We start from the raw sequence: 12,612 nt of genomic DNA on the forward strand, positions 1-12,612 counted from the left end.
ACTCTCCAGTAGGTGGAGACCCGAGGATCGGCTCCATGATGATCGGCCAGCTCGCGGCGAGCACCGGACTGCCGGTACGGACGTTGCGGTTCTACGCCGATGCCGGGGTGTTGCCCGCGCGGGAACGCACGGCGTCGGGCTACCGGCTGTTCGGGCCCGACGCCGTGGCCCGGGCGCGACTCATCCGCACCCTGCGCGAGCTCGGCGTCGGCCTGGACGACATCAAGCGGGTGCTCAGCGCCGAGACATCGCTGGATGAGGTGGCCGCCGAGCACGTACGCGCCCTCGACGCCCAGATCCGCGTGCTGCGGCTGCAGCGCGCGGTGCTGCGCGCCTTCATCGGATCCACCGACCCCGAGGAGCTGCGACGGATGACCGACCTGACGAAGCTGACAGCCGAGCAACGCCGCCGGATCGTCGACGACTATCTCGACGCCGTCTTCGGCGACAACCCCAGCACTGTCGCCGACAGGCTGGCCATGGGCGCGCCCGAGCTCCCCGAGGACCCGACCCCGGAACAGGTCGCGGCCTGGGTGGAGATCGCCGAGCTGCTGCGCGACCCCGACTTCGTCGCCACCAGCCGCCGGATGGCCGAGCGCGCCCGCGCCGAAGGGCCGGAGCCGGATGTGGCGCAGTTCGAGGTCGGCAAGGCTGTCGGCGAACTCGCCGGACCCGCCGCCCGGGCCGGGGTCGACCCCGCTTCCGCTGACGCCCTGGCTGTGATCGAGCGCCTCGACGCCCTCAGCCCGGGCCCCGCGGAGGACCGCGCGCGCAGGGCCGAGCGCATAGAGGCCTTCACCGACCGCCGGGTCGGCCGTTACTGGACCCTCGTCGGCATCATCAACGGCTGGGCTCCCAGCCAGGCGCCCGAGGACATCGTCGACACCTGGGAGTGGTACGCCCGGGCGCTGCGCGCCCACGCCTGACATCCCGCGTTCCCAGCTCCCGCGCCCGAGCGTCCGTCCGAAGCGGGGGTGGCGTGGGCGTCAGAGCTTCGCCCCGCCGGTGGCGTCGATGACCTGGCCGGTGATCCAGCGGGCATCGTCGGAAGCGATGAACGCCACCACGTCGGCGATGTCGGCGGGCTGCCCGATCCGGTCGAGGGCGGAGAACGAGCTCCACAGCGCGACCTGCTCGGGATCGTTCCGCAGCCACATCGCATTGCTGTCCACGTCGACGATGCCGGGCGAAACCGCGTTGACCGTGATCCCACGCGCGCCGAGTCCCTTCGCCAGACTGTGGCTCAGCGTGTTCAGTGCGCCCTTGCTCATCGCGTACGTCAGCATCTCCGGGGCGGCGATCCGGGTGACTCCCGAGGAGATGTTGATGATCCGCCCGCCGGTACGCAGCCGCGGCAGCGCTTCCTGGATGACGAAGAAGGGCGCCCGGACGTTGACCGCGAAGACACGGTCGAACTCCGCCACGTCGGTGCCGACGAGGTCGCTGGAGGACGAGATACCGGCGTTGTTGACCAGTATGTCCACCCCGGGCTCCACGTGGATCTCGGCCAGCCCGGCGTCGAAAGCCGCCCAGAGGGCGCACGCGGCGTCGGGCGCCTCGAGGTCGGCCCTGACGGTGAAGGCCCGGCCGCCCGCCCCGACGATGCGCAGGACCGTCTCCTTCGCCGCGGCCTCGTCCCTGCCGTAGTGCACGGCGACCAGGGCACCGTCGGCCGCCAGGCGTTGCGCGATCGTCCGTCCGATACCCCGGCTGGCCCCCGTGACCAGCGCGGTCCTGCCGTCGAGACGTGCCATCGCGTTCCCCTCTTCCGTCGCAGGTTAGATCTTTAACGATCATTACAGATCTCGGGGTGAACTTTAGCGATCGCTATAGAATGCGTCAATGGCGACGGCAGACTCCCCCCGCCCCGGCAGACGCCGCACGTTCGACCGGGCGCGGGCGCTCGAGCTGGCGATGTTCGAGTTCTGGCAGCGCGGGTTCGACGCCGTCTCCATGGCGGAGCTCACCGCGCGGATGGGCATCGCCGCGCCGAGCCTGTACGCGGCCTTCGGGGACAAACGCGCCCTGTTCCGCGAGGTGGTCGACACGTACACCGGCTCCTACGGCGCCTTCTTCGACCGGGCGCTGGCGGCGGAGGAGACGGTGGGCCGCGGGGTCCACCGCGCGCTGCGGGCCGCGGCGATCGAGTACACCCGGCCCGATCGCCCGCGCGGATGTCTCATCCTGAGCGCCGCGGTGAACTGCGGCACCGCGTCGGCCGACGTCGAGGCGCTGCTGCGGGAGCGTCGGGAGGCAAACACCGCGGCATTGCGCGAGCAGATCGCGGCCGACATCGCCGCCGGGGTGCTGCCCGTCGCGACCCGCGCCGACGCGCTCGCCCGGTACGTGGGCGCCGTGCTACAGGGCATGTCGCAACAGGCACGCGACGGCGCCGACGCGACGGACCTGCTCGCCGTCGTCGACGTGGCGCGGGCCGCGTGGCCGGCGGAGACGGCCACGCCCTGACGCCGAGCTCACCGCCCCCGGTCCGGCCGCCTCAGGCTCGGCGAGGGTCAGTGGGCGGTGATGGGCCTGGCCATGCCCGAACACTGACGTCCCACTCGCTCTTTCCGACAAGTGGACTCAGGGTTCGCGCGGCTCCCGGCTACCGGGAGAGCAGCGCGAGGACTCTTTTCATGGCATCGTCCCGGGCCGCCTGGTCGAAGGCCGGGGTGTCGGGCCAGAAGAAGGCGTGCTGAACCTCCGGATAGACCACGACCTCGTGCCGGACCCCGGCGGTGCGCAGTGCCGAGGAAATCTTTTCGACCTGATCCGAGTCGATCAGAAAATCCTTTTCTCCGATGACGAACAGCAACTCTCCGCTGATTCCCCGGGTCAGCTCCAGCGTGGGTTCCGGCTGACTGAGTGGAATATCGCATCGAGATGTCCCGGCTGGCCCGCTCGGGCCGTGAATGGCATCAGTTGCTCGAATTGTGTGCTCTGTCAGACGCGCTGCTGGGGGATGTGGACGGTGTCTACGACCCGGCCGAGTACAACGACCGCATGCTGCTGGGCCTCAAGGGCACGATCAGCGAGGCTGAACTGCACCTGATCAGGCAGCGGATGTGGAACGGACGGATCTCCAAGGCTCGGCGCGGAGCGCTGGTGGTGCCACTGCCGATCGGGTTCGTGCGCCGCGCGTCCGGCGAGGTGGCCCTGGACCCCGACGAGCAGGTCCGCGCCACGGTCGGTCTGGTCTTCGACCTGTTCGAGCGGCTCGGGACGATCGGCGCGGTGCTGGCTTTCCTGGTCGACAACGGTGTTCTGCTGGGGGTGCGGATACGCGAGGGCCCCGAGCGCGGGGAGCTGGCCTGGCGGCGACCGAGCCGGGTCACGCTGACCAACATGCTCCACAACCCCGCCTACGCTGGCATCTACGCGTATGGCCGCAGCACACTGGACCCCAGGCGGCGGCGCGCGGACCGGCCGTTCACCGGGCGGGTGCGCTGCAACCGCGGGGAATGGCTCGTGTTCCTGCCCGGGGTCTGGCCGTCCTACATCAGTGTCGAGCAGTACGAGCGAAACCTTGAGCGGATGGACGCCAACCGGGCCCGTGCCGACAGCCTCGGTGCGGTGCGCAACAGCCCGGCCCTGCTGGCCGGGCTGATGGTCTGCGGCCGATGCGGCAAAAAGATGACAGTGCGTTATCAGCGCGGGCCGGGCGGCAGGCTGCACCCGACCTACGTCTGCAATCGGGACAAGGTCGACTACGCGGCCGAGGCGTGCCAGCAGCTCGCCGGGCCGTGCGTGGACGCCTGTGTCTGCGCGCTGCTGCTGGCGGCGATGGCCCCGGCCGCACTCGAGGTTTCCCTGGCCGCGGCCGACCAGGTCGCCGCCCAGCGCGCGCAGGTGGACCGGATCTGGCGTCAGCGCCTGGAACGCGCCGAGTTCGCCGCGGACCGGGCCCGGCGCTGCTACCGGCTCGCCGAGCCGGAGAACCGGCTGGTAGTGCGCCAGCTGGAGGCCGACTGGGAAGCCGCCCTGGCCGAACGTAAGCGGCTGGGCGAGGAATACGACCGATTCACCGCCGCCCGCCCGCGCACCCTGACCGCCACCGAACGCGACCAGATCCGCTCTCTGGCCGCCGACATCCCCGGCATCTGGCATGCACCCAGCACCACCGACGCCGACCGCAAGCAGCTGATCCGGCATCTGATCGAACAGGTCCGCGTCACGGTGGTCGGCACCACCGAGCAGGTGGAGGTAGAGATCGTCTGGGCGGGCGGGCATCGCACCCACACGCGCACCGTCCGCCCGGTCGCCTGTCTGACCCAACTCAGCTACTACCCCCAGCTCGCCGCCAGGGCCCGCGAGCTGGTCGAGGCCGGGCACACGACCAGGCAGATCGCCGAACGCCTCAACGCCGAGGGCTTTCGCCCGCCCAAACGCAGCGCGGCCTTCACCCCCAACGCGGTCAACGATCTGCTGCGGGCACTGGGTATCCAGCGCACCCGCGCCCGAGCCCGCCGCGCCCGCCCGGACCTGGGCGAACATGAATGGTGGCTGCGGGACCTGGCCGAGCAGCTGGGCATGCCCGCGATCACCCTCGACGCCTGGGTCCGCCGCGGCTGGGCCACCGGATACCTCCACCCCCGAGCCCGGCTGATGGTCGTGCGTGCCGACGCCACAGAGGTCGAACGCCTGCGCTCCCTGCACCAAGTGCCCCGCGGCCAGCACAACCGGCGCCCCTGGCTGACCAATCAAGCAGCCAGCATCGACAACATCGACAAGGAAGGAACCGACGGCGATGCCGAACAGTCGCAGCTATGACAGCACTGCGGCTTGCTCGTCGAACACACCTTCCGCCTGTTCAAACAGACCCTCGGCTGGACCCGCCCGAAGATCCGCACCCCGCAGGCCGCCGACCGCTGGACCTGGCTAATCATCGCCGCCCACACCCAGCTCCGCCTCGCCCGACCCCTGACCCGCGACCTACGCCGCCCCTGGGAGAAACCCGCGCCAGCCGGCCGGCTCACGCCCGCCCGAGTCCGGCACGGGTTTCGCCACCTCCGCCCGAACACCCCACTACCGGCCCGCGCACCGAAACCCAGCCGACCAGGACCCGGCAGGCCCCGCGGCTCAACCAACCGCCACCGCCCGCCTCATCCCACCATCGGAAAAATCAGAACAGACCCAACGGATGCGGTGGTCGGGAAGCAAGCAGGTTAAACGGCAGGCCTAGCGCGATTCCCGACAGGTACTCCGATCCGGATCCCAGAGTCGCCACTGACTCGGAAGCGGGTACCGGGTCGCCGATCGCGGTCGCGTCACGGCAGTACGCCGCCGGTTGGCTGGCAGGTCCAGCAAGCCGGCGGCGCGCTCGTGTTCGCGGTCAGGGCATCACGGCGCTGGCGGCATCTCGGCGAGGACGTCCGCCGCGGCGGACAGACCGAGACGGGTAGCGCCGGCCTGGACGAAGGCCTGGGCCTGGGCCGTGTGCTGGGGCTGGGGCTGTGGCTGGCGGGCTGGGCGATCCGTCACCATTGCCCTGACGGTGTCGGCCGTCGGCTCACTGCCGCCGCCGCGCGGCTGGCGTGACCGCTGGGCCGTGGCCGACACTGTGTGCGTGCCCCGGGAGGACCCCAAGGCGGCCTACCAGCGTCTGCGCGCAGCGCACCTGAGCGCTGTGCAGGCCGCGATCGAGGACCATGTGGCGCGGCTGGCGTGGCCGCGCCAGCGAATCGCGCGTTACCGCACCGAACGACTCCGGTCGTTGCTGGGGTTCGCGCGCGAACGCTCGCCGTTCCACGCGGCCCGGATGGCCGACATCGACCCGGCCACGGCGACGGTCGACGACCTCGCACGGCTGCCAGCCATGGTCAAGCAGGATATTCAGAATGAATGGGACAGGATCGTCACCACGCCCGATATCGACCGTGCGGGCGCCGAGCGGGTGCTGGCCCGGCAGGGCTGGTTCTCCTACACACCCGCGGGACTCCAGGTATTCAGCTCGGGCGGCTCAAGCGGTGTGCGCGGCGTTTACGTATGGGACTGGGAGCAGTTCGTCACGCTCGCCTGTCTCGCCTGGCGATGGCAGGCGCGTGGCGAGCGCGCTTCCGGCTCGGCCGGCCGCCCGGTGCGACTGGCCGTGGTGGAGGCCGGCGAGCCGCCACACGCCAGCACGCCGTTGTTCGACGTCGCGACCGGGCCGTCGACGCAGACCGTCGTGATCCCGGCGGCGGCGCCGTTCGATCAGGTGCTGCGCGCCCTGGCGGACGCGCGGCCGACCCATCTCGTGGGCTACGCCTCGGTGATCGGCCGCCTCGCCCGGGCCGCGATCATGGGAGAGCTCGATATCCGGCCGGTTCGGGTGAGCACCAACTCCGAGCCGCTCAGCGCACAGGACCGCCACGCGATCGACACCGCCTGGGGCGCCCCCGTCCACAACCTGTGGGGCTCGACCGAGATCGGCGTCCAGGCAGTCGGCTGCGGCCACGGCGACGGCCTTCACATCTGCGAGGACGAGGTGATCCTCGAGCGGGTCGATGCGGCCGGGCGCTCGGTCGCTCCCGATGAGCCGGCGGCACGCACGCTCGCGACCGGGCTCGCGGGGCGCACGTTTCCGTTTGTTCGCTATGACCTCGGTGACGAGATCACGCTGCTGCCCGGCCGCTGCGCATGTGGCAGTTCGATGCCGCGCGTCGCCGACATCGTCGGTCGGCGTGACGACGACTTCCGCTACGGGCGGCGAATGGTCCCGGCGAGCGCATTCCGGTACGTGCTGGGTACCGACCCGCTGATCTCGGAGTATCAGGTGCGTCAGACCGCGGGCGGGGCGGACGTGCTCGTGGTCGGGTCACCCGACGCCGCCGTGGTAGCCGCGGCGCTGGCCTTCTCGCTGCGGCCGTATGGACTTACGAATCCCGACATCAGCGTAAGCGTCGTCGAGCAGATCCCCCGGCACGCCTCGACAGGCAAGCTCAAGCGGTTCATCGCGCTGAGTGGCTAACCGCTTACATCCCGACGTCAAGATCGGTATCAGGGTGAATCCTGCGGATATGCGCACAGCGGCACCGGCATGCCCGGGGTGGCCAACGGGTCGTCGGTCAGCAGCTCGTCCGCTTCGGTGCGTGCGTATCCACCGACTCTCGTTCCCTGCCTGCCCCAGCATCGTGAACGTCCAGCCCGACAGCACGACGGGCCGGATCAGATCGGCGGTCGCGGGTCGTACTGGATGCCGCGCCGAACCTGTCGTGCGCGCTCGACGTCCTGGAGACGCGCCACGAGGTGCAGTGCCATGTCGATGCCCGCGCTGACACCTGCCGAAGTGACCATGTCGCCGTCGTCGACGAAACGGTCGTCGGGACGGGCCGTGAGCGTCGGGTCGAGCTCGCGCAGCAGATCGAGCGATCCCCAGTGGGTCGTCGCCGGTCGCCCCGCCAGCAACCCGGCTCGCGCGTACACCAGCGAGCCGGTACACACGCTGGCCATGAGCGGCACCTGCGCACGTTGCCGGCGCACCCAGTCGAGCTGCCCCTCGTCGTCCAGGTGGGCGCGGGTGCCCTGCCCACCGGGATAGATCAGCACGTCGAGCGGCGGAGACGTCTCGTACGAGTACTCGGGGTGGACGACGAGTCCCTTGGCGGCCCTGACCGGCGTGCCGTCTCGGGAGAGCGCGGTGACCCGCCAGCCGTCGTCAGGAAACCGGCGGGCCCAGAACGAGAGCACTTCCCACGGCCCGACCGCGTCGAGTTCCTCAAAGCCGTCGAACAGCAGAATCCCGATGGTTTTCACACGCCCACCTTCACAGGTCCGGGCCCTGACTCCGACCCCGTTCACCTCGGCTATCGCGGCGGGACCGCTCCAGAGTCCGGCAGAGGCAGCACGAGGGCCGCCCGCGTCAGCCCGGTGGCTGATACCCGCACTGCCCGTGCTGCAGTGGGGGAAACCCCACCGAGAAGGCTCCTTAAACCCCACCACTAAGACACCAGGAGACCGGCGGTCACAAAGCGTCGACGACGCCTAACTTCATGCACCGCAACGTCTAACAACAGTCGACATGCGCAGTTCCGGTGGTCGAACCGTCCGAGGGCTGGCTTCTTGGCCGTGTCCGGAATAATGACCGCCGCACTCATGGTTGCTGGGACCTCCGTGGCCCCGGCACTCGCCGCCGACCGGCACGATTACATCAGTACACCAGACCACGGTGACGAATCCGGACGCGGCGCCGGGTGGCGTGGCGAGCTGGTGTCGTGGGCGCCCCTCGCCACGCTGACTGATCGGGCCGACGTCGATGCCTTTCTTCGCGAGGAGAGTTTCGATGCGGGAACCGACCGGTACGGGGTCAGCACCTATCAACTGGTGTACCGGACGGTCGACCCCGGCGGGGCGCCGACCACGGCGAGTGGCCTGCTGGCCGTCCCCCTGAATGACCGGAAATGGCTACAGCCGGTTTCCTTCGCGCACGGCACGCAGATGTTCAGGGACGACGCGCCCTCCACGTCGTCCGACGGATTTCTCACCGCCCCACCTGTGACCTTCGCGTCCGCCGGTTTCGCCGCGGTGGCCCCCGACTACCTCGGTCTCGGCGAAGGGCCGGGACCGCACCCGTGGATGGATGTCCCGTCAGAGACCACGGCCTCCCTCGACCTGCTGCGGGCCGCCCGTGCCTTCCTGGCCGACAGGGGCAAGCAGCTCCGACGTGACGTGCTGGCCACCGGCTTCTCGCAGGGCGCGTCCGCTGCGCTGGGACTGGGCCGGGCCCTGCAGGGCGGTGCGGACCCATGGTTCCAGCTGGGCGGCCTCGCGCCGATCAGCGGCGCCTACGCCTTCCAGAATGCGGAGATCCCCGCCGCGCTCAACGGGGAGCTGCACCCGAAGTTCACCGTTGCCTACATGACGTACCTGCTTGTCGCGTTCAACCGGCTTCACCACATCTATGATGCGCCGAACGAGATCTTCCAACCCCGCTACGTCGACGTCTCCGAACTGTTCGACGGCACGCACCCAGGAATTGAGGTTCTCAACGACCTGCCCGACACCTTGTCCGAGCTGCTGACACCGCAGGGCTTCGCCATGCTGGCCCATCCCACCGGCGCGTTCGCGACCGCGCTGGCGGAACTCGACAGCGTCTGTTCCGACTGGACTCCGACCGCTCCCACACGGCTGTATCTCAGCCCCGGCGACGAACAGGCCGCCAACGCCAATTCCACGCACTGTCGCGACCGTTTCGCCGCACGAGGAATTCAGGTCCCCATCGTGAACGTGGGCGTCGACCGCGACTACAGCGGCTTCGTCCATGAGGGATCCGGACTGCTCGGCACGGCCGCGGTGGCCCGCTGGTTTCTAACACTGCGCTGGCCTTGGAGCGCAGGGGCCGACGTCGGCAGCGGCCGTCGCGACAGGACCCAGGACCGCCGGGAGGCAAGGTGGTTCAGGCGGCGCCCAGACCATGGGGCGCCGCCAATCGTTACGGTCCGCGGAACAGACCCGCCGAACCGCGCCGGACGGGTGCGGCGCAGGCATAGTCGACACCGGCGGCGGGTGCGGCCTCGACGTCCGCGCAAGGACCTGCCACGCATGGAATCCGAGGGAGAACGGGCACGTGCCGAACACAGACGTAGGGCTACCGGGTCAGGAGACCCTGCTCGCGAGCTGGGAAGCGCTGGCACGGACGTCGTCCGGAGCTCGACTGATCCGGTCGTCAGAAGTAGCCGCCGCCATGTTCCCCGCGTGGGCGCCGCTGAACAACGCGATCGTGTCAACCGGCGACGCCGACCTTCCCACGGCTTCCGTCATCTCCGGGCTACGCGGCATGTACAGGAAGGCTGGCGTCGCCACCTGGGCGTTGTGGATGCCCAGCCGGACGACGGACCTGAACGCGCCCGACCACCCGCGCACGCTCGACGGATTCCAACGCGACACGACGACGCTCGTCATGCGGGCGGATCTCCGGCCCGGGCTGGGCCGGCACGACAGCGTCATGCGGGCCTCGCTCGCCGCCGCCACCCGGGCCGGTGACGAGCCGGTCCCGGTTGCCGAACTGGGCGAGCCGGAGAGCGTCCCGGGCCTGACGGCCTGGGTGCTGGTGCGGGATGACTTCGCTGTCGCCAGCGCCTGGAGCTTCCTACACGGCACCGACTGCGGGATCTACGCTGTCGGCACGGTGCCGGCCTGGCGACGGCGCGGCCTGGCGACCACGTTGCTGCGGCACATACTCGCCGTCGCCGAACAGGATGGCGCGCGGACCGCGACCTTGCAGTCCACGCGCATGGCCCGGAGTCTCTACGAGTCGCTGGGCTTCACCGCCGAGGGCCGCTACGAAGAGTGGATCTCGCAGTAGGCCGTCGAAGGCGGAACCCGCGTGCGCGTCACGGTATCTGCGGCGGCCCTGCTACGGGGGGTCGAGCGCGAGCGCCTGCCGGATGGTGTCGCGCGCGCAGCCGCGAAGCCACCGATGCGGCCCGTCGGCCTCGTGGCGGGGATGCCACGCCTGCGCGATCGTCAGGGTGGGCAGGTCGAATTGCGGCGGGGCGATCGCCGAGAAGCCGCGGTCTGGGCCTCTTCGGGTGTCACCTGGCCGAGCAGGCCGGTGAAGACCGTGAACAGCCGCTGTTCGTCGCGGGTGTGGCCGACGAGCAGTTCGACGTCCCGGCTGGCGCCGGCCGCCGCGGCCTGCCGCGGCCTGCCGCGGCCTGCCGCGGCCTGCCGCGGCAAGATCCTGGCCACGCTCGAACGCTGACATCTCACTCGTTCTTTCCGATATCCGTGGCAAGCGCGGACCGTTCCGTCCCACTCGTCGCCGTGATCACGTCCTGGCAGGCGTCGACGAAGTCGGTGACGATCTGGCGCCGATCGTCGCGGCGCCAGATCAGCGCAAGCTGGCTGCGGGGGGCGTCGATGAGCGGACGGGTGACGACCCCGGCGCGGTGGAGCAGCGGCGCGTTGCCCGCGGCGAGCAGGACGATGCCGATGCCTCCCACCAGGGCCTCGTAGGTCTCTTCCGCGCTGCGCACGACCGCGCCGATCCGTGGTGGCGCCGGGAGCAGGGCGGTGAGCAGCCAGAAGTCCCGCAGGTCGCCGGCGTCCTCCGGCAGCGCGAGGAACGGCTGGTCGGCGAGGTCAGCGAGGCGCAGTTCCGGGTGCGCAGCGAGCGGATGGTCCTCGGGTATCGCCACCAGCAGCGGCTCCTGGGCAATCACCATGGTTGCGAAGTCCCGCGCCGACGACAGTGGCAGCCAGGCGAAGGCGAGGTCACAGGAGCCGTCGGCGAGCCCGGCCGTCGGATCGTCCCACTGGACCTGCCGCAGCTCGAAGTCCGCCGCCGGCTGCCGAGACCGGAACCGCGACCGCAGGGCCGGGAGCAGCCCGCGCCCGGGGCTGGTGCTCATCCCCACCACCAGGCTCGATGCCAGCGCGGCGCGGTGCCGCGCGACCGCACTGTCGGCGTCGTCCCAGGCCGCGAGGACGCGCCGCGCGTAAGGCAGGAGCACCGCCGCGGCGTCGGTCAGCCGGACGACGCGCCGGTCCCGCTCGAACAGGGTGACGCCGAGCTGTCGTTCCAGCTGCCTGACCTGCCTGCTCAGCGCCGGCTGCGAGACGAAGAGCCGCTCGGCGGCGCGGGTGAAGTGCAGCTCCTCGGCGACCGCGACGAAGTACCGGAGCTCCCGGACGTGGATGTCCATAACCAACGGCTATCACAGCGGGTCTTGGACGCACCACGCCCCGGCGCCGCAGGCTTGGGTCATGGACAAGGTATGGATCATCACAGGTGCGAACAGCGGCTTCGGCCTTGCCTTCGCCCGCGCGGCCATCGAGGCCGGCGACGTCGTTGTCGCCGCGGTCCGCCGTCCCGAAACGATGGACGCGCTCGCGGCCCAGTTCCCGGACCGGCTCGACGTCGTCCCGTTCGACGTCACCGCCACGACACGCGCGCAGGCGGTCGTGGACGACATCGTCGCCCGGCACGGCCACGTCGACGTGCTGGTCAACAACGCGGGCCGTACGCATGTCGGCGCCGCCGAGGAAACAACCGAGGACGAGCTGCGTAGCCTGTTCGAGCTGCACTTCTTCGGCGTGGTGGCGCTCACCCGAGCGGTGTTGCCGCAGATGCGCCAGCAGCGCCGGGGCGCGATCGTGCAGCTGAGCAGTATGGGCGGCCAGATGTCGTTCGCCGGGTTCTCGGCCTACAGCGCGACGAAGTTCGCCCTGGAGGGCTGGTCGGAGGGTCTGGCCCACGAGGTCCGCCCGTTCGGCATCGACCTGCTGATCGTCGAGCCGGGGGCGTTCCGCACCGGCCTGTTCGATCCGACGCGCCGGACGTTCAGCACCGACCAGGGCGACTACGCCGACACCGTCGGCGGCACCCGGGCGATGGTCGAGGGTGGCGACGGCGACCAGGCGGGCGACCCGGCGAAGCTGGCCCGGCTGGTCGTCGAGGTGCTGGGCTCCGGCCGGGTCCCGCTGCGGCTGCCGGTCGGCGCCGACGGGGTCGACGCCGTGCTCAGCCATCTCGACGCGGTGCGCGCCGACATCGATGCCTGGGAGAAGGCGGCACGGAACACCGCGTTCGACCCCGCCTCCGACCCCGCGTCCGCGCCGACGCCCTGACAATCAACGGCCGCGCCCGCGTCGAGAAGTGGTTGAGGCGGGCCGGCCGGCGAGGAACCCTGC

13 protein-coding genes and 1 pseudogene are annotated in these 12,612 nt (G+C 70.6%); 8 read left to right on the plus strand and 6 right to left on the minus strand.

Features of this window, described 5'->3' with window-relative positions:
* Positions 1 to 35: 35 nt before the first annotated feature.
* The gene (locus E0504_RS37715; RefSeq protein ID WP_071059737.1) at positions 36 to 926 is read left to right on the plus strand and encodes a MerR family transcriptional regulator; all 891 of its coding nucleotides are present in this window, start codon (positions 36 to 38) and stop codon (positions 924 to 926) included.
* A gap of 60 nt (positions 927 to 986) precedes the next feature.
* On the opposite strand, the gene E0504_RS37720 is transcribed toward E0504_RS37715, so the two are convergent.
* Complete coding sequence (locus E0504_RS37720) at positions 987 to 1,754, minus strand: SDR family oxidoreductase (RefSeq protein ID WP_112106467.1); 768 nt, start codon at positions 1,752 to 1,754, stop codon at positions 987 to 989.
* 88 nt (positions 1,755 to 1,842) lie between these two features.
* Here E0504_RS37720 and E0504_RS37725 point away from each other — a divergent pair, with 88 nt between their 5' ends.
* On the plus strand, positions 1,843 to 2,466 hold the full coding sequence (locus tag E0504_RS37725; protein ID WP_112106468.1) for a TetR/AcrR family transcriptional regulator: 624 nt from the start codon (positions 1,843 to 1,845) through the stop codon (positions 2,464 to 2,466).
* Positions 2,467 to 2,605: 139 nt separating this feature from the next.
* On the opposite strand, the gene E0504_RS37730 is transcribed toward E0504_RS37725, so the two are convergent.
* Positions 2,606 to 2,947, minus strand: coding sequence for a dienelactone hydrolase family protein (locus E0504_RS37730; protein WP_306769296.1), 342 nt, complete (start codon positions 2,945 to 2,947; stop codon positions 2,606 to 2,608).
* On the opposite strand from E0504_RS37730, the gene E0504_RS37735 reads away from it, so the two are divergent.
* The 4 genes and pseudogenes from E0504_RS37735 (at position 2,866) to E0504_RS37750 (ending at position 6,949) form a co-directional block, all read left to right on the plus strand.
* The gene (locus E0504_RS37735) at positions 2,866 to 4,770 is read left to right on the plus strand and encodes a recombinase family protein (protein WP_243657798.1); all 1,905 of its coding nucleotides are present in this window, start codon (positions 2,866 to 2,868) and stop codon (positions 4,768 to 4,770) included. The genes E0504_RS37730 and E0504_RS37735 overlap by 82 nt on opposite strands.
* A gap of 18 nt (positions 4,771 to 4,788) precedes the next feature.
* Positions 4,789 to 5,169, plus strand: a pseudogene (locus E0504_RS53675) (transposase); the annotation flags it as partial.
* A 153-nt stretch (positions 5,170 to 5,322) separates the two neighbouring features.
* Complete coding sequence (locus E0504_RS50785; protein WP_160144279.1) at positions 5,323 to 5,538, plus strand: hypothetical protein; 216 nt, start codon at positions 5,323 to 5,325, stop codon at positions 5,536 to 5,538.
* Between the two features lie 10 nt (positions 5,539 to 5,548).
* Positions 5,549 to 6,949, plus strand: coding sequence for a phenylacetate--CoA ligase family protein (locus E0504_RS37750; protein WP_165938740.1), 1,401 nt, complete (start codon positions 5,549 to 5,551; stop codon positions 6,947 to 6,949).
* Positions 6,950 to 7,146: 197 nt separating this feature from the next.
* On the opposite strand, the gene E0504_RS37755 is transcribed toward E0504_RS37750, so the two are convergent.
* Both E0504_RS37755 and E0504_RS37760 read right to left on the minus strand, forming a co-directional pair.
* Positions 7,147 to 7,734: a DJ-1/PfpI family protein gene (locus tag E0504_RS37755; RefSeq protein WP_112106469.1), complete on the minus strand. Its 588-nt coding sequence runs from the start codon at positions 7,732 to 7,734 to the stop codon at positions 7,147 to 7,149.
* 831 nt (positions 7,735 to 8,565) lie between these two features.
* Positions 8,566 to 9,240: a hypothetical protein gene (locus E0504_RS37760; protein ID WP_146776707.1), complete on the minus strand. Its 675-nt coding sequence runs from the start codon at positions 9,238 to 9,240 to the stop codon at positions 8,566 to 8,568.
* Between the two features lie 304 nt (positions 9,241 to 9,544).
* On the opposite strand from E0504_RS37760, the gene E0504_RS37765 reads away from it, so the two are divergent.
* Positions 9,545 to 10,282, plus strand: coding sequence for a GNAT family N-acetyltransferase (locus E0504_RS37765; protein ID WP_243657799.1), 738 nt, complete (start codon positions 9,545 to 9,547; stop codon positions 10,280 to 10,282).
* A gap of 161 nt (positions 10,283 to 10,443) precedes the next feature.
* Here the strand turns inward: E0504_RS37765 and E0504_RS37775 are convergent, their stop codons facing one another.
* Both E0504_RS37775 and E0504_RS37780 read right to left on the minus strand, forming a co-directional pair.
* Positions 10,444 to 10,668 (minus strand): hypothetical protein, encoded by a 225-nt coding sequence (locus tag E0504_RS37775; RefSeq protein WP_131626808.1) that lies wholly within the window; start codon positions 10,666 to 10,668, stop codon positions 10,444 to 10,446.
* 17 nt (positions 10,669 to 10,685) lie between these two features.
* Positions 10,686 to 11,624, minus strand: a complete 939-nt coding sequence (locus tag E0504_RS37780; protein WP_112106472.1) for a LysR family transcriptional regulator — start codon at positions 11,622 to 11,624, stop codon at positions 10,686 to 10,688.
* A 61-nt stretch (positions 11,625 to 11,685) separates the two neighbouring features.
* Between E0504_RS37780 and E0504_RS37785 the strand changes: the two genes are divergently transcribed.
* Positions 11,686 to 12,549 (plus strand): SDR family NAD(P)-dependent oxidoreductase, encoded by an 864-nt coding sequence (locus E0504_RS37785; protein WP_112106473.1) that lies wholly within the window; start codon positions 11,686 to 11,688, stop codon positions 12,547 to 12,549.
* Positions 12,550 to 12,612 lie beyond the last annotated feature (63 nt).

Source organism: Parafrankia sp. BMG5.11 (assembly GCF_004337455.1).